Origin of the sequence: Hydrogenophaga sp., from assembly GCF_051007235.1 — a bacterium.
Classification (GTDB): domain Bacteria; phylum Pseudomonadota; class Gammaproteobacteria; order Burkholderiales; family Burkholderiaceae_C; genus Hydrogenophaga.
Window position 1 is genome coordinate 1 of the sequence record NZ_JBPCSJ010000459.1, and the last position, 15,787, is coordinate 15,787.

At 67.4% G+C, this 15,787-nt stretch carries 13 protein-coding genes, 1 tRNA gene and 2 pseudogenes; 10 read left to right on the forward strand and 6 right to left on the reverse strand.

Features of this window, described 5'->3' with window-relative positions:
- Positions 1 to 573 (forward strand): annotated as a pseudogene (locus ACR2JA_RS16330) (DUF748 domain-containing protein); the annotation flags it as partial.
- 101 nt (positions 574 to 674) lie between these two features.
- Complete coding sequence (locus tag ACR2JA_RS16335; protein WP_434010131.1) at positions 675 to 3,383, forward strand: DUF349 domain-containing protein; 2,709 nt, start codon at positions 675 to 677, stop codon at positions 3,381 to 3,383.
- A gap of 44 nt (positions 3,384 to 3,427) precedes the next feature.
- Here the strand turns inward: ACR2JA_RS16335 and ACR2JA_RS16340 are convergent, their stop codons facing one another.
- From ACR2JA_RS16340 to ACR2JA_RS16365, 6 genes are read right to left on the reverse strand one after another with little or no spacing between them, the layout of a single operon-like run.
- Positions 3,428 to 4,285, reverse strand: coding sequence for a zinc-dependent peptidase (locus tag ACR2JA_RS16340; RefSeq protein WP_434010132.1), 858 nt, complete (start codon positions 4,283 to 4,285; stop codon positions 3,428 to 3,430).
- A gap of 19 nt (positions 4,286 to 4,304) precedes the next feature.
- The gene (locus ACR2JA_RS16345; protein WP_434010133.1) at positions 4,305 to 5,105 is read right to left on the reverse strand and encodes a UDP-2,3-diacylglucosamine diphosphatase; all 801 of its coding nucleotides are present in this window, start codon (positions 5,103 to 5,105) and stop codon (positions 4,305 to 4,307) included.
- Positions 5,106 to 5,125: 20 nt separating this feature from the next.
- Positions 5,126 to 5,632, reverse strand: coding sequence for a peptidylprolyl isomerase (locus ACR2JA_RS16350; RefSeq protein ID WP_434010134.1), 507 nt, complete (start codon positions 5,630 to 5,632; stop codon positions 5,126 to 5,128).
- Between the two features lie 4 nt (positions 5,633 to 5,636).
- On the reverse strand, positions 5,637 to 6,326 hold the full coding sequence (locus tag ACR2JA_RS16355) for a peptidylprolyl isomerase (RefSeq protein ID WP_434010135.1): 690 nt from the start codon (positions 6,324 to 6,326) through the stop codon (positions 5,637 to 5,639).
- Positions 6,326 to 7,837, reverse strand: coding sequence for a L,D-transpeptidase family protein (locus ACR2JA_RS16360; protein WP_434010136.1), 1,512 nt, complete (start codon positions 7,835 to 7,837; stop codon positions 6,326 to 6,328). The genes ACR2JA_RS16355 and ACR2JA_RS16360 overlap by 1 nt, the downstream gene beginning before the upstream one ends.
- Positions 7,837 to 8,853 carry a L,D-transpeptidase Cds6 family protein gene (locus ACR2JA_RS16365; RefSeq protein WP_434010137.1) on the reverse strand — a complete coding sequence of 339 codons (1,017 nt, stop codon included), beginning with the start codon at positions 8,851 to 8,853 and terminating at the stop codon, positions 7,837 to 7,839. Before ACR2JA_RS16365 ends, ACR2JA_RS16360 begins: the two co-directional genes overlap by 1 nt.
- Before the next feature lie 290 nt (positions 8,854 to 9,143).
- Here ACR2JA_RS16365 and cysS point away from each other — a divergent pair, with 290 nt between their 5' ends.
- The 8 genes and pseudogenes from cysS to ACR2JA_RS16405 all read left to right on the forward strand — a co-directional run.
- A complete protein-coding gene (cysS, locus tag ACR2JA_RS16370; protein ID WP_434010138.1) occupies positions 9,144 to 10,529 on the forward strand; it encodes a cysteine--tRNA ligase in 1,386 nt (461 codons plus the stop codon).
- Entirely contained in the window at positions 10,529 to 11,179 is a 651-nt protein-coding gene (locus ACR2JA_RS16375) for a DNA-3-methyladenine glycosylase family protein (RefSeq protein ID WP_434010139.1), read from the forward strand. Before cysS ends, ACR2JA_RS16375 begins: the two co-directional genes overlap by 1 nt.
- 60 nt (positions 11,180 to 11,239) lie before the next feature.
- The gene (locus tag ACR2JA_RS16380) at positions 11,240 to 12,229 is read left to right on the forward strand and encodes an acetyl-CoA carboxylase carboxyltransferase subunit alpha (protein ID WP_434010140.1); all 990 of its coding nucleotides are present in this window, start codon (positions 11,240 to 11,242) and stop codon (positions 12,227 to 12,229) included.
- A gap of 1 nt (position 12,230) precedes the next feature.
- Positions 12,231 to 13,223 (forward strand): tRNA lysidine(34) synthetase TilS, encoded by a 993-nt coding sequence (gene tilS, locus ACR2JA_RS16385; protein WP_434010141.1) that lies wholly within the window; start codon positions 12,231 to 12,233, stop codon positions 13,221 to 13,223.
- A 112-nt stretch (positions 13,224 to 13,335) separates the two neighbouring features.
- Positions 13,336 to 14,616 (forward strand): aspartate kinase, encoded by a 1,281-nt coding sequence (locus ACR2JA_RS16390; protein WP_434010142.1) that lies wholly within the window; start codon positions 13,336 to 13,338, stop codon positions 14,614 to 14,616.
- A 58-nt stretch (positions 14,617 to 14,674) separates the two neighbouring features.
- Positions 14,675 to 14,767, forward strand: a tRNA-Ser gene (locus ACR2JA_RS16395).
- A 548-nt stretch (positions 14,768 to 15,315) separates the two neighbouring features.
- Positions 15,316 to 15,582 carry a transposase gene (locus tag ACR2JA_RS16400; RefSeq protein ID WP_434010143.1) on the forward strand — a complete coding sequence of 89 codons (267 nt, stop codon included), beginning with the start codon at positions 15,316 to 15,318 and terminating at the stop codon, positions 15,580 to 15,582.
- A gap of 17 nt (positions 15,583 to 15,599) precedes the next feature.
- A pseudogene (locus tag ACR2JA_RS16405) lies at positions 15,600 to 15,787 on the forward strand (hypothetical protein); the annotation flags it as partial.

Genomic DNA, 15,787 nt, shown 5'->3' on the forward strand with positions numbered 1-15,787 from the left:
GCCCTGGGGGGCGGCGGGGACGAACTCAGCCAGGTGGTCTTTGCGCCCGGCAGCGCGGTGCTCGGCGACGAAGGCCGCCAGCGGCTGGACAAGATCGCCAAGGCCCTGGCCGACCGGCCGGCCCTGCAGCTGACGGTGATCGGCCACAGTGACCTGGAGGTCGAACGCAGCGGCCTGCGCCGCGCCCGGCTGGATGCCCAGGTGCTGGCCGAAAAGCGCCGTGCCCTGGCGCGCAGCGGCGGGGCGGTCACCGGCACGGTGGCGGTGACGCCGGCCGAGTACCCGGACCTGCTCAAAGAGGTCTACAGACGCGCCGACATCAGCAAACCGCGCAACCTGGTCGGCATGGCCAAGGACCTGCCGGTGCCGGAAATGGAGGCGCTGCTGCTCGCGGCCATTCCCGTCACGGCCGACACCGTGCGCGAACTGGCGGTGGCGCGCGGTGTGGCCGTCAAGGACTACCTGGCCAGCCGCGAACTGCCCGAAGACCGCATGTTCCTTGGGGCGCCCAAAGTGGCCCAGGAGGGCGAGCGCTGGGTGCCACAGGCCCAGCTGCAACTGGCCGCGCGCTGATTTGATGGGCCGCCGCAGCCAGCCCGCGCGGCTGCGGCGACAATACGGGGTTGCCGCGCTCTGACCAGGGCGCGGGCCCCTTTTCGCTTTCCGAGCCCTGTATGTCGCTGTTTTCCCTGCGCAAGTCCCCGACCAACGCCCCCGCTGCCGTGAACACCCCCGCCCAACCCAAGCCGGCCGCCGCTGCGCCGCACCCCCTGGACGCCGTCACCGGCGGTGCTTTTTCGGCCCCCACCTCGGGCGAGCGTGCCGCCCGCGTGCGCGAATGGCTGGCCACCGAGCCGAGCCTGGAGCAGATGAACGAGGTGTTCAAGGAGCTGTCGCAGCGCGACCGTGGCGCGGCCAAGCCGCTGAAGGAAAAGCTGGACGAGCAAAAGCGCCAGAAGGCGCAAGAACACATTGCTGCCGAATGGGCGCAAAAGGCCGAGGCCCTGATCGGCCAGGGCCGCCTGAACCTGGCCGACGCCATGGCCTGGCAGCGCGACGCGGCCCGTGCCGGCGCGCCGCTCTCGCGCGAGCCGCTGGCCGGCCTCAAGCAGGCCCTGGCCGAGCGCGTGAAGGCGATTGAAGACCTGCAGCACCGGGTGCAGGTGGAACGTGAAGCCGCGGTGCTGATCGCCCAGCGCATCGAGGTGCTGTCCACCAAGTCGTGGCGCGACGCGCAGCAGCAGGCCCAGGCGCTCAAGACCGATGTGGCCGAGTGGCAGCAACAGTCGCAGGCGCTCTCGGCCGACAGCCAGTGGCCCAGTGTGGAAGCCAAGTTCCCGCCCATGCTGGAGGCCTCGCGCACCCAGTTGCAGATCGTGTGGGAAGCCTTTGAAGCCGCGCTGGCCCAGGCCGTGGCGGCCGATGCCGATGCGAGCCAGCTGCTGCCCGCCGTGCCCGTGTGGGCAGACGAACTGCGCGTGGCCCGCGGCGAACCCGCCGCCGCCAAGGCCGAGCAGGCCGCGCACGATGCCCAGGCCCACCAGGAGCGCCGCGCCAAGGTGCTGGCCGAACTCGATCGCGCCCTGGGCGTTCTGGAGCGCGAACTGGCCGAAGGCCACGGCAAGGCCACGCCCAAGGCCGCAGCAGATGTGCGCGCGGTGCTCAAGTCGCACAGCCGCCTGATCGGCCCCGAACTGGAAGCTCGCGCCCACGCCGCGCTGACGCAGGCCGGCGACCTGGAAGACTGGCAGCGCTGGCGCGCCGACCAGTTGCGCGAGGAACTGGTCAAGAAAGCCGAAGCCCTGTTGCAGGCGCCCGAAGGCCAGCGCATCGGCGGCCGCAAGATGCAGGAAACCCTGCGCACCCTGCGCGAGCAGTGGAAGACCACCGACCAGGGCGGACAGTCCAACCACGCGCTGTGGAAGCGCTTTGACGCCGCCTGCACCGAGGCCCACAAGACGGTCGAGGTCTGGCTGACCCAGGTGCGCCAGCAGGCCGAGGCGCACAAGGCCCAGCGCCTGGCCATCATCGAAGAACTCAAGGCCTGGACCGCGGCCCACGCCCAGAACACCGACTGGAAAGCCCAGCTGCGCGAGCTGCACGCCTTCTCGGAGCGCTGGCGCGAAGCAGGCCACCTGAGCGAGAAGGCCTTTGCCGAACTGCAGCCGGTCTGGAAAACGACCATGCACGAGGCCCACACTGGCGTGGAAGCCGCGCAGACGCAAAGCGTGGCGCGCCGCCAGGCGCTGATCGAAGAGGCCGTGGCCCTGGGTGCCGCGCCGCAGTTGCGCATCGACGCCGTCAAGGCCCTGCAGCAGCGCTGGCAGGCCGAAGCCCACGCCGTGCCGCTGGAGCGCAAGCAGGAGCAGAAGCTGTGGGACGCGTTCCGCAAGCCCATCGACGAAGCCTTTGCCCGCAAGAGCACCGAGCGTGAAAAGGTGAGCCAGGCGCTGAACGCGCACGACCAGCGCGTGCTGGACGCGTCCAAGGCACTGGACGCCGCCACCGCCAGCGGTGATGCGGCGCAGATCCGCGCCGCCATGGCGGCGCTGGACGCCGCCCTGCGCGGCCAGGCCGAGGCTGTTGCCGCGCCTGCCGCCGCACCCGCCCCGGTGGCGCCGGCGGCCGAGGCTGCGGCTGAGCCATCGGCGGAAGCCGGCGCCGAGGCGGCAGAACCCGCTGCGGCGGACGAAGCCGCCGCTGCCGCACCGGCCAAACCGGTGGCACCGCCCAAGAAAATCGTGGCGGTGCGCGGCGACGACCGCCCCGGCATGAAGAAGGCCGAGCCGGCCGGGCGCGTCGATCGCCGTGGCCCGGGTGGCCGCGATGGGCGTGGAGACCGCGGTGGTTTTGGTGGCCGGGGAGGCAACCGCGATGGCCGCGACAACCGGGGGTTCGAGCGCGAGCCGCGTGAAGCGCGTGGCCCGCGCCTGGGCGATGCCGCCTTCCGCGCCCAGCGCAACGCCATCGAGCAGGCCGAAGCCGCGCTGCGCAAGCTGGCCGCGCAGGCCCATGGCGAGGTGCTGACCCAACTGATGAGCGCCTGGGAGCAGCGCGACGCGGCCCAGGTGCCGGCGGCGCAGGCGCTCGGCTCGCGTGTCAACGCCTCCGCACGCGGCGCTTGGACGCAGAGCCTGGCCGCTGCGGCCGCCGCCGTGCCCGCCGAAGCGTTGCTGCGCCTGGAGATGGCCGCCGAGGTGCCCACGCCGGCCGAACAGCTGGACGCGCGCCGCATGCTGCAACTGCAGCTGCTCACGCGCCGCCACGAAGCGCCGCCCACCGAAACCTGGGCGCAGGATGTGGCCCGTGTGCTGGCCGGCCCGTTCGACGCAGCCGCCGCGCGCCGCCTGCAGACCACGCTCAAGGTGCTGCTCAAAAAGTGACGTGAGCGCCGCGTCTTGCACGGCGCGGCCGGTTCAATGGTTGTCTAAGCGGCTGCCCTGAAGAACCCGTCGTACAGCGGCAGCAGCGCGGGCAGTTCCTGGCCGAACCGCTCGCGTTGCACGAAATAGGCTTCGCTGGTGACCGCGAAGAACTCGGCCGGGTGGGTGGCGGCGTAATCGTCCAGCCAGGGCGGTTCGCCGCCAAAGCGTTCGGCCATCGCCACCGCTTCCTTGAAGCCGGCATAGGCTTCTTGCATGGTCTGTCGCCAGTGCTGGCGCGCGGCGTCGGTGCCCAGTCCCAGAAAGCCTGGTGGCAGCGGCGGCGCTCCGTCGGGGTGTTGACCTGTGCCCATGCCGTGCATGTCCAGCTTGTGCGCGAACTCGTGGATGACCACGTTCTTGCCCAGCGGGGCCAGGTCAGCCGCGCGCGAGACCTCGTCCCAGCTGAGCATGACCGGTCCGCGGTCCATGGCTTCGCCGGCCAGCACCTCGCGGTAGCGGTGCACCACGCCCACGCCGTCGGTCACCTCGCGTTGGGCCACGGCGGCGCCGGGCTGCACCACGATGCCCACGAAGTCGCCGTACCAGTCCAGCCGCTGTGCGTCTTCCTGCGGCACGGCACCGCTGGCACGGCGCATGTGCAGCAGGGGCAGGCAGGCCTGGGCGGCGATGCTCAGCGCCATGCGGTCGGTGATGAGCAGACCATGGGCGCCGTGGAATTCTTTTTCCTGCAGGAAGTGGGCGCACAGCGTGCGCAGTCGGTCCTGTTCGTGGGTGGACAGCGCGGCCACGAAGGGCAGGGTGCGGGTCACGCCCTGCCACAGGCTGGTGTCGATGGGCGGGGCGCTGCGCCAGCGGCGGGGCAACCAGGTCTGTAGCGGGCGGAGCAGGGACAAGGCCATCAGCCGCACATGGTGGCGCTCAGGCGCTCTTCAATGGGCGGCGCTGCAGGCCCTTGGCGCTGATGCGCAGCACCTCGGCCCGGGGTGCCGGTGCGGCCAGGTCCCAGTCGCTGAGCACCACGCGGCGCATGCCGTCGCCCAGGTCGTGCTCGGCGGGGCGGTGGGTGTGGCCGTGGACCAGGGTCGTGGCGTCGGCGGCTCGCAGCCACAGGCGGGCCGCGGCGGCGTCCACATCGGCCCACAAACTGGGATCGTTGCCGCTGGCTTGTTTGCGGGCTTCGCTCTGGCGGCGCAGTTCGCGTGCGGTGCCCTCGCGCTGGGCCAGCGGTTGGGCCAGGAAGGCCTGTTGCCAGGCCGGGTCGCGCACCTGCGTACGAAAGCGCTGGTAGTCCGTGTCGGCCAAGCAGAGTTCGTCGCCGTGGCTGAACAGCCAGCGCTGGCCGGCAAAGTCGAGCGCGGTCGGGTCGTTCAGCGCCTGCATGCCGCAGGCATCCAGGCCAGCCGGGCCCAGCAGGAAGTCCCGGTTGCCGGCCATGAAGTAGGTGGGCGTGTCCTGCGCGTGTGTCCGCAAAGCCTGGGCGCAGGTGCGCCAGAACACGGCGTCAGGACCATCGCCCTGCAACGCGTCGTCGCCCACCCAGACCTCGAACAGATCGCCCAGGATGAGCAGGGCGTCGGCCCGCTCACTCACCGGCCGTGCCAGCCAGGTGCGCCAGGCCTCGAAGGTGGCGGGCTCGCCGGCCTGCAAATGCAGGTCCGAAATGCAATCGACCGCTTGCCAGTGCGCGGGGGCGCGCCACTGGGCGAAGCGGTCGGTCATGGCCGGAAGGGGTTGGACGATCAGAGCGCGACGGCCTTTTCGATGATCACGTCTTCCTTGGGCACGTCGTCGTGGAAGCCCTTGCGGCCGGTGGCCACACCTTCGATCTTCTTGACGATGTCGGTTCCGCCGGTGACCTTGCCGAACACGGCGTAGCCCCAGCCCTGAGCGCTGGGCGCGGTGTGGTTGAGGAAACCGTTGTTGGTGACGTTGATGAAGAACTGTGCCGTGGCCGAGTGCGGGTCGCTGGTGCGGGCCATGGCCACGGTGTAGTGGTCGTTCTTCAGGCCGTTGTTGGCCTCGTTGTTGATCGGCTTGTCGGTGGGCTTCTGGGTCATGCCGGGTTCGAAGCCGCCGCCCTGGATCATGAAGCCGGGAATGACGCGGTGGAACACCGTGTTGTTGTAGTGGCCCTTGTTGACGTAGGCCAGGAAGTTGGCGGTGGACAGCGGGGCTTTGTCAGCGTCGAGTTCGAGCGTGATGACGCCCATACCGGCGATGTGCAGTTCGACTTGGGGATTGGCCATGGTGTTATTTCTCCAGGGTGGCTTTGAGGATGGTGACGGTGTTCTTGGGCACGTCGGTGGGGAAGGGGCCCCCGGGGCCGGTGGGCACTTCCTTGATCTTGTTGACCACGTCCATGCCGGTGATCACTTTGCCGAAGACGGTGTAGCCGAACAGCTGACCGGCGCCCAGCAGGCGGGCGCGGGGCACATTTTCGTAGACCTGACCGCCGTATTCAAAGCGTGGCACCGGGTCGCCCGGGGGAATGGGCGTGGGGTCGAGGAAGGCGTTGTCCTTGACGTTGATGAAGAACTGCGCCGTGGCCGACTGCGGGTCGTTGGTGCGGGCCATGGCGAGCGTGCCCACGGTGTTGCGGGGGCCACCTTTCTGGATGGCGGCCTGGCCTTCGTGGGGCACCGGAGCGCGTGTGGGCTTTTCCTGGAACTTGGCATCAAAGCCACCGCCCTGGATCATGAAGTTGCCGATCACGCGGTGGAACACCGTGCCGTCGTAGTGCTTGTCGCGCACGTACTGCAGGAAGTTTTCGACCGTCTTGGGCGCCTTGTCGGGGTAGAGCTCCAGCACGATGTCGCCCATGGACGTGTTCAGCCGCACCTTGGGGTTGCTCTGGGCCAGCACAGGGGCGGCGACCAGGCTCAAAGCGCCGAAGGCCGCGGCCAGCAGCAGGCCGGTGCGGCGGCGCAGGGGAGACTTCATCACGGGGTTCCTTCGAAAAAGATTTTCCACTGGTCGTTTTCACGGGCCCAGTACTGGCGCTTGGTGGTGCCGCGGGCCTGGCCAGCCGCCAGCTCACCGAAGGTCACGACCATGGTGTCCTGGCTGTCGCGCCACTGCAGCAGCGACAAGTCCTTGAGTTCCAGCCCGCGCTGACCATTGGCTGCGCGCACTTCGCTTTCCACCTTGGGCCACCACTGGGCCAGGTCGCGGCCCTGGTTCTGGAAGCGGCCGGAGTAGAAGCCTTTGAGCTTGTGCAGGTCGCCTTGGCCTTTGGTGTCGCGCCAGGCCTGCAGCGTGGCTTCGAACTGGCGGCGTTCGGTGTCCAGTACCTCCGGGCGCACCCAGTGCAACTCGGGTGCGATCACCACCGGCGTGGTCCGGATCTGCACCGTGGACAGCAGGCGTTCCAGATCGGGGTTGGACAGCACGACACAGCCGTCGGAGGCCTGCGGCGCACGCACGAACTGTTCGCGTGGCGTGCCGTGCAGCCAGATGCCGCTGCCGGTCTTGCCACGCTGCACGTCCAGCGGATTGGGATAGTTGATGGGCAGTGCGCCCACGCCGTAGAGGTCGGGCAGGCTGTCGGGGTTGAGACTGCTGGTGATGTAGTACACGCCCAGTGGCGTGCGCTTGTCGCCTTCGAGTTGCTTTTCAGTCCCCTGCTGGCCGACCGAGATGTAGTAGTCACCGATCAGCTTCAGTTGGGGTGCGCGTGCCAGTTTGCCGTCGCTGGCGGTGGGTGTCTGGTTCTCGAACAGGTACAGGCGCGAGCGCGAGGCGTCCACGGCGATGGCGTGGCGGCTTTGCGAGGACAGGGTCAGGAACTGTGTGGGCACGCTGCCTTCGGGTGGGCGCTCGGTGAGCGCGCGCAGGCGGCGGCGCGACTCTTCGCGCAACACGTTCAGCTGATCCAGCGCCGCGCGGGCCTTGGTGTCCGGTACGTCGCCGATCTGCGTCACCGGGCGCACCTGCAGGCTGAGCAGATCGCCATGCACCAGTTGGGCGAGCTGGAAGTTGGGGTGGTCGCGCACCAGCGCGTCGGCCTGTGCCAATGCCTGGCGCTGCTCGCCCTGGCTGATGAGGCGGTAGATGTCGATCAACCGCGCTTCTGCACGGCCCATTTTGGGCGCCACCTCTTTGAGCGCGTCATCCGACAGTGGGCGTGCCTGCAGTCCGGTGGACGCGGGCGTGGCTGTCAGGCCCTGGGCGGCGTCTTGCACCTTGGCCAGTGCACTGTCCAGCAAGGACGTGGGAGGCGCAGCCGCCGCGGACGTTGAGGCCTGCGCGGGCGACCCCAGTTGCACCTGTTCCAGTGCGACGCCGGAGTGGTCCTCGCGCGCGACACAGGAACTGAACAGCAGGGCCAGCAGCCCCACCGACACCAGCGCGCCCAGCCCGGCCAGGGAGCGCTTCCAGGTCCGCGAGACCGGGCTCGGGAAAGCCGCGGGGAGACTGGCGTGCCCCCGCTGAAAAGTCCGCCAACCGGCCATCAGGAGCCCGTGGATTCGCGCAGGATGAGCCAGCGGTTGCCGCTCTTGACCAGGTCCAGCGTCTTGCGGCTGGTCACGTTCAGGTTGTCCGAACTGTAGGCCTGGCGGAACTTGACCGAGGCGCGGTCACCGTTGACCGTCACGTTGAGGTCGCTGATGTCCACGCCGATGCGCGTGCGCGGCACGATGCGCGCCTTGCGGTCGGCCTCCCAGTCCTTGCGCGACTGGCCGCCCGGGGGCGTGAAGTTGGGCGCATACGCACCCAGGTAGCCTTGCATGTTCTTGCTCGCCCAGGCCTTGGCCCATGCCTGCACGGCGGCCTGAACATCCTCGTGTGCGGCGCCCGATGCTGGTGCTTGTGCGGGCGGGGTGGCCGGTGCGGTCGCGGTGACCGGCTTGGTGCTGGCCACTGGCGTGGTGGCCGGTGCGGTGACCGCAGCCACCGTGGCCGGGCGCACGCCCTTGGCGTCTGCCGCGAACAGGTTGCGGATCAGGCTGAGTTTGGGCGCCACGGCGGCGTTGCCCGCGTCCAGTTGCAGGGCCTTGCTGTAGGCCTGGCTGGCGAGCTTGGCGTACACGTCGCCCAGGTTTTCGTGGGCGGTGGCGTAGCTGGGGTTGGTGCGGATCGCCATTTCCAGCGCGGCGCGCGCCTTGTCAAACTGGCTCTGGCCGGCGTAGAGCACCGCGAGGTTGTTGTAGGGCTCGGGCAACTCGGGAAAATCTTCCGTGAGCTTGGTGAAGGTGGTGATCGCGTCGGTCGGCTTGCCGGTTTCGGTCTGGATCACGCCCTTGAGGAAGCGCATCTGCGGGTCGCGCGGCTTGCCGGCCAGGTACTGGTCGGCCTTGGTCAGGGCTTCGCTCATCTGGCCCGCGCGCATCAGGCGGTTGACCTCGGCGTAGTCCTCGGTCTGGGCCATGGCCAGCGGCGCGCACAGGGCGGCCGACACCGCCACCGACACGGCCAGCAGGCGCAGCGGAGCGGACAGGAAGGACGTAGATTTCACGGTTTGGAGCATGGGACCTCGGGTGGCGAAGGCGGCTGGGGTTGGCCCGCTCTCAGAGCGGTAGCGGGGGCCTGAACGCCCGGTGGCGCGCAGGCGTGAGCCGCTGGGCTGGCTATACTGGCGCATTGTATCTGAGGGTGTAAGTCCAATGGATGCCCCGGCGTGCTGGGTGGCGTCGCGTGGCGCCCCTCTTGTCGGGCCAATCCCTGCCGTGTGGCACGCCCTGTGCCGACCCCACCCGCCCGACCGCCTACCCCGCGTTTCACTTTCCGCTGGCTCGATGCCCGGACACCCCGTTTCCCATGACCCTGAGCATTTACAACACCCTGTCCCGCCGCCCAGAGCCGTTTGAGCCGATTGAGCCCGGCCATGTGCGCATGTACGTGTGCGGCATGACGGTCTACGACCTGTGCCACCTCGGCCACGCGCGGTCCATGCTGGCGTTTGACGTGGTGCAGCGCTGGCTCAAGGCCAGTGGCTACCGCGTGACCTATGTGCGCAACGTCACCGACATCGAGGACAAGATCATCACCCGCGCGGTGAAAAACGGCGAAACCATCAAGCAGCTGACCGACCGCATGATCGACGCCCTGCACCAGGACGCCGACGCGCTGGGCATCGAACGGCCGACGCACGAACCGCGCGCCACCGACTACGTGCCGCAGATGCTGGACATCGTGCGGCAGCTCGAAGACAAAGGCCTGGCCTACCGCAGCGCCAACGGCGACGTGAACTACGCGGTGCGCAAGTTTGCGGGCTACGGCAAGCTCTCGGGCAAGTCGCTGGACGACCTGCGCGCGGGCGAGCGTGTGGCGGTGGACGATGGCAAGCAGGACCCGCTGGACTTCGTGTTGTGGAAATCCGCCAAGGCCGACGAACCCGCTGAAGCTCAGTGGGACAGCGCCTACGGCAAGGGCCGCCCGGGTTGGCACATCGAATGTTCGGCCATGAGCTGCGAGATGCTGGGCGAGAGCTTCGACATCCACGGCGGCGGCGCCGATTTGCAGTTCCCGCACCACGAGAACGAAATCGCGCAGAGCGAAGGCGCGACTGGCCATCCCCTGGCGCGCTTCTGGATGCACAACGGCTTTGTTCGCGTGGACAACGAAAAGATGTCCAAGAGTCTGGGCAACTTTTTCACCATCCGCGAGGTGCTGGAGCAGTACGACGCCGAGACGGTGCGCTTCTTCGTGTTGCGCGCCCACTACCGCAGCGCATTGAACTACAGCGACGCGCACCTGGACGACGCGCGCGCCGCGCTCAAGCGCCTGTACACCGCGCTGGCTGCGGTGAAGGCCCAGGTGCCGGCCGCCATCGACTGGTCGTCGCCGTTCGCGGCGCGCTTCAAGGCAGCGATGGACGACGACTTTGGCACGCCCGAAGCCGTGGCGGTGCTGTTTGACCTGGCCAGTGAAGTCAACCGCACCCGTGACGCGGCGACGGCGGGTCTGCTGCAGGCCCTGGGCGGCGTGCTGGGGTTGTTGCAGCAGGATCCGCAGGCTTACCTCCAGGCGGGCGGGGTGGGGCACGGTCTGGACGAGGAGGTGATTGCGCAGCAGATCGCCGACCGTGCAGCGGCCAAGTCGGCGAAGAACTTTGCCGAAGCCGACCGCATCCGCCAGGCGTTGCTGGCCCATGGCATCGTGCTCAAGGACGGCCCGGCCGGCACGACCTGGGAGCGCACCTGATGGTCACCTCCGTCTTGCCCGACGTGGGTGCTGACGCACCCGATTACTGGCAGGAGGCCTGCCGCCACCTGATCAAGCGCGACCGCGTGATGAAAAAACTCATCCCGCAGCACCCGGGCGTGAGCCTGCAGTCGCGCGGTGATGCCTTCGTCACGCTGGCGCGCAGCATCGTCGGCCAGCAGATCTCGGTCAAGGCGGCGCAGTCGGTGTGGGAGCGGTTCGAGCAGTTGCCACGCAAGATGACGCCGGCCTACGTGCTCAAGCTCAAGGTGGACGACATGCGCGCCGCCGGCCTGTCGGCCCGCAAGGTCGAGTACCTGGTCGATCTGGCGCTGCACTTCGCCAACGACCAGGTGCACGTGAGCAAGTGGGCCGAGATGGACGACGAGGCCATCATCGCCGAGCTGGTGGCCATCCGCGGCATCGGCCGCTGGACCGCCGAGATGTTCCTCATCTTCCACCTGATGCGGCCGAACGTGCTGCCGCTGGACGACGTCGGTCTCCAGAACGGCATCAGCCGCGCTTACTTTTCAGGTGAGCCGGTCAGCCGCAGCGAAATCCGCGAAGTGGCGGCTTCATGGGCGCCGTTCTGCAGTGTCGCCACTTGGTATATTTGGCGCTCACTGGACCCGCTGCCGGTCAGTTACTGAGCCCTTCGGGGCTTTCGCGTTTCCGGACGTCGTTCACACCAAGACCAAAGGAGTCACACCTTGGCCAAAAAGAATTTCCTCGACTTCGAGCAGCCGATTGCCGAACTCGAAAGCAAGATCGAAGAACTCCGTTATGTGCAGACCGAATCGGCGGTCGACATTTCGGAAGAGATCGAACAGCTGGCCGGCAAAAGCCTGCAGCTGACCAAAGACATCTACAGCAACCTCACGCCCTGGCAGATCACCAAGATCGCACGCCACCAGGACCGGCCTTACACGCTGGACTACGTGAATGCCATCTTCACGCACTTCCAGGAGTTGCACGGCGACCGCCACTTCTCGGACGACCTGTCCATCGTCGGCGGCCTGGCCCGCTTCAATGGCCAGCCCTGCATGGTGCTGGGCCACCAGAAGGGCCGCGACACCAAGGAGCGGGGTCTGCGCAACTTCGGCATGACCAAGCCGGAGGGCTACCGCAAGGCGCTGCGCCTGATGAAGCTGGCCGAGAAGTTCAAGCTGCCCGTGTTCACCTTCGTCGACACGCCCGGTGCCTATCCCGGCATCGACGCTGAAGAGCGCGGCCAGTCCGAAGCCATCGGGCGCAACATTTTCGAGATGGCACAGCTGGAAGTGCCCATCATCTCCACCATCATCGGGGAGGGCGGTTCGGGTGGCGCACTGGCCATCAGCGTGGCCGACCAGGTGCTGATGCTGCAGTACTCGGTGTACTCGGTGATCAGTCCCGAAGGCTGTGCCTCCATCCTCTGGAAGACCAGCGAACGCGCCAGCGATGCGGCCGATGCGCTGGGCATCACCGCGCACCGCCTCAAGGCCCTGGGCCTAGTCGACAAGATCGTCAACGAGCCGGTCGGAGGCGCCCACCGCGACCACGGCCAGATGGCCGCCTTCCTCAAGCGCGCGCTCAACGACGCCTGGCGCCAGGTGGCCGACCTCAAGGTCAAGGAACTGCTGGACCGCCGCTACGCACGCCTGGACAGCTACGGCCGCTTCACCGACACCAAGGCCGACGGCAAGCCGGAAAAGCGCTGAAGTGAACACCCCCGCGCCCGCGCCCAACCCCTGCGGGCCGGCGCTGGCGCAATGGCTGGCGCGCGGGCCTTTGCCCGATGGTGCCCTGGTGGCGGTGGCCTACAGTGCCGGCGCCGATTCGACCGCCTTGCTGCTGGCCGCGCACGACCGCTGGCCCGACAGTGTGACCGCCTTGCACGTGCACCACGGCTTGCAGGCTGCAGCCGACCGCTTTGAAGCCACGGCGCGGTCGGTTTGCGATGGCCTCGGCATTCCCCTGCGGGTGGCGCATGTCCGTGCCGCTCCCGCGCCGGGGCAGAGCCCTGAAGACGCTGCGCGCACCCACCGCTACGCGGCACTGGCCGATCTGGCCCAGGCGGCGGGCGCCCGCATCGTGCTGCTGGCCCAGCACGCCGACGACCAAGCCGAAACGGTGTTGCTCGCGCTCAGCCGCGGCGCCGGGCTGCCGGGGCTGGCGGCGATGCCCGAACGGTTTCAGCGGCACGGCATGGGTTTTGGGCGCCCGTTGTTGGACGTCCCGGCCAGCGCCCTGCGGGAATGGGTGCAGGGCAGCGCCCTGGCGTTTGTCGACGACCCCAGCAACACCGACACCCGTTTCACACGCAACCGCATCCGCGCGCAGTTGGTGCCCGCCTGGCAGACCTGTTTTCCAGGCTTCAGGCCGATGCTGGCGCGCAGCGCGCGGCACGCCGCCCAGGCGCAGGGCCTGCTGGACGATCTGGCGCGCATCGACCTGGCCGCCGTCGGCGATCCGCCCGCCATCGCCGCGCTGCAAGCCCTGGGCCGCGAACGCCAGGCCAACGTCTTGCGTCACTGGTTGCGCGCGCAGTGGGGCGTGCTGCCCAGCGAAGCGCAGATGAGCCAGTTGCTCGATCAAGTGGCCGCCTGTCGCACCCGGGGCCACCGAATCGAACTCAAGGTGGCCGATGGCACGCTGCGTCGCGAAGGCGCCTGCCTGGCTTTCAGTCGGCCACCCCAGGCCGCGTCGATATAATCCCAAGGCTTTGCCGGGCGTGCTCGGCGACTTCGCCAGTCCCCACGGACGGCCCTCGTGCGGCGCCTCTGTCGCATGGTCATTCCAACGATCTACAACCCGATCCAACCCGATGGCTTTGATTGTTCACAAGTACGGCGGCACCTCCATGGGGTCGACCGAGCGCATCCGCAACGTGGCCCGGCGCGTGGCCAAGTGGCACAAGGCCGGCCACCAGATGGTGGTGGTGCCCAGCGCCATGAGCGGCGAGACCAACCGCCTGCTGGCCCTGGCCAAGGAACTGCAGCCCGCCACCCAGGGTCAGGCCTACGGCCGCGAGCTGGACATGCTGGCTTCCACCGGTGAGCAAGCCTCGTCGGCCCTGCTGGCCATCGCCCTGCAGGCCGAAGGTATCGACGCCGTCAGCTACGCCGGCTGGCAGGTGCCCATCAAGACCAACGACGCCTACACCAAGGCCCGTATCGAGTCGATTGACGACGCCCGCGTGCGCGCCGACCTGGCCGCGGGCAAGGTGGTCATCGTCACCGGCTTTCAGGGTGTCGATCCGAACGGCAACATCACCACGCTCGGCCGTGGCGGCAGCGACACATCTGCCGTGGCCGTGGCCGCCGCCATGAAGGCCGCCGAATGCCTGATCTACACCGACGTGGACGGTGTCTACACGACCGATCCGCGCGTGGTGCCTGAAGCCAAGCGCCTGGAGCGCGTGAGCTTTGAAGAGATGCTGGAAATGGCCAGCATGGGCTCCAAGGTGCTGCAGATCCGCTCGGTGGAATTCGCCGGCAAGTACAAGGTGCCCCTGCGCGTGCTGTCCAGCTTCACGCCCTGGGACATCGACCTGAACGAAGAAGCCAGCTCTGGCACCCTGATCACTTTTGAGGAAGACGAAGATATGGAACGAGCCGTTGTTTCCGGCATTGCCTTCAACCGTGACGAAGCGAAGGTGTCCGTGCTGGGCGTGCCCGACAAGCCGGGTATCGCCTACCAGATCCTGGGCGCCGTGGCCGGTGCCAACGTCGAGGTGGATGTGATCATCCAGAACCTGAGCAAGGACGGCAAGACCGACTTCAGCTTCACGGTACACCGCAACGACTTCCAGAAGACGCTGGACCTGCTCAAGGGCCAGGTGCTGCCGGCGCTGGGTGCGGCTGACGTGGTGGGTGACAACCGCATCTGCAAGGTGTCCATCGTCGGCATCGGCATGCGCAGCCACGTGGGTGTGGCCAGCCGCATGTTCAAGTGCCTGAGCGACGAGGGCATCAACATCCAGATGATCTCCACCTCCGAAATCAAGACCTCGGTCGTGATCGACGAGAAGTACATGGAGCTGGCCGTGCGCGCGCTGCACCGCGAGTTCGACCTGGACCAGACCGCCGACACCATCAGCAAGTGATGCGGCGATGCCTCACGCGCCAAAAACAGACACGACTTGAGGCATAATGCGAGGCTCAGGAGTGATGACCGAGTGGCCGAAGGTGCTCCCCTGCTAAGGGAGTATGGGGTGTAGAGCCTCATCGAGGGTTCGAATCCCTCTCACTCCGCCAGTAAGACAAGGCTCCCACGCAAGTGGGAGCCTTTTGTCTTTCTGGGCCCAGCGTTTTCGCGGGTTTGCAGGCAGTGGCTGATTCTCTGGGGGCTCTCCACTGGCGCTACTTTCGGCGCATGCCCCGAAGCATTCTCAAACAGCCGTTTTTGGCGGTGTGGCTTTTGAGGGATCTGCTGGCTTGAGGGCTCGCAATTTGCCTTTAAGCAGTTGCCTCGTTGACCTGGATCACGGCTCAACTCGAAGAACGCTGAGCTTTGAGTGCGAGGACGGGCATTTTGCGCCGTAAGGAACCGGTCGCCTTCAATCTACGTTTTCACTGTGATTGTCAAAAAGCCGACGTTCGGCGCGGCGGACGGTTCGAGCCATCGACGTAAATACATCACAAACAAAGCAGGTTGCTTGGAGCCCCTGCGGCATGTTTCGCATGTCTAATTTCTGTTGCGTTGTGAAGGCGAGTTGCCCCGATTCAAAAATCTGCCCGGTTGAAGTCCCCTTGAAAACCTGAACCAGCCGGAAGTAGAGAATTCCCCCAGACGGAGTCTCTACATGAAGAAATCCAGATTCAGCGAAGCACAGATAGTCGGCATCCTCAAGGAGGTCGAGATGGGAGCCAAGGTCGGCGAGACGTGCAGGAAGCACGGCATCAGCGAGCCGACGTACTACAAGTGGAAGAGCCTGTTCTCCGGCATGACGGTCTCGCACCTGGCGCAGCTTCGCCAACTGCAGGACGAGAACGCCAAGCTCAAACGCATGTACGCCGACCTGGCGCTGATGCACCACGCTCTGAAGGACGTCGTTGACCGAAAGCTCTGACCCCGGAGCGTCGCGAGATGGTCGTTCAAGCCCTCATGGACGAGCACGGCATGAGCGAGCGCCGAGCCAGCCAGGCCAGCGGCATCGCCCGCTCCACACTGCGCTACCGACCCATTGCACGCGACGACTCCGGGGTCATCAGCTTCATTCAGGCCTACATGGCACTGAACCCGCGCCACGGCTTCGGGCTTCTGTACGACAGTGC

What these genes read in the sequence shown, in the direction of transcription:
- ACR2JA_RS16360 (WP_434010136.1), bottom strand. Translation starts at nt 7,837, where the DNA reads ATGGCCGGTTGGCGGACTTTTCAGCGGGGGCACGCCAGTCTCCCCGCG.
- ACR2JA_RS16335 (WP_434010131.1), top strand. Translation starts at nt 675, where the DNA reads ATGTCGCTGTTTTCCCTGCGCAAGTCCCCGACCAACGCCCCCGCTGCC.
- ACR2JA_RS16365 (WP_434010137.1), bottom strand. Translation starts at nt 8,853, where the DNA reads ATGCTCCAAACCGTGAAATCTACGTCCTTCCTGTCCGCTCCGCTGCGC.
- ACR2JA_RS16345 (WP_434010133.1), bottom strand. Translation starts at nt 5,105, where the DNA reads ATGACCGACCGCTTCGCCCAGTGGCGCGCCCCCGCGCACTGGCAAGCG.
- ACR2JA_RS16340 (WP_434010132.1), bottom strand. Translation starts at nt 4,285, where the DNA reads ATGGCCTTGTCCCTGCTCCGCCCGCTACAGACCTGGTTGCCCCGCCGC.
- ACR2JA_RS16350 (WP_434010134.1), bottom strand. Translation starts at nt 5,632, where the DNA reads ATGGCCAATCCCCAAGTCGAACTGCACATCGCCGGTATGGGCGTCATC.
- ACR2JA_RS16375 (WP_434010139.1), top strand. Translation starts at nt 10,529, where the DNA reads ATGGTCACCTCCGTCTTGCCCGACGTGGGTGCTGACGCACCCGATTAC.
- ACR2JA_RS16400 (WP_434010143.1), top strand. Translation starts at nt 15,316, where the DNA reads ATGAAGAAATCCAGATTCAGCGAAGCACAGATAGTCGGCATCCTCAAG.
- ACR2JA_RS16390 (WP_434010142.1), top strand. Translation starts at nt 13,336, where the DNA reads ATGGCTTTGATTGTTCACAAGTACGGCGGCACCTCCATGGGGTCGACC.
- ACR2JA_RS16355 (WP_434010135.1), bottom strand. Translation starts at nt 6,326, where the DNA reads ATGAAGTCTCCCCTGCGCCGCCGCACCGGCCTGCTGCTGGCCGCGGCC.
- cysS (WP_434010138.1), top strand. Translation starts at nt 9,144, where the DNA reads ATGACCCTGAGCATTTACAACACCCTGTCCCGCCGCCCAGAGCCGTTT.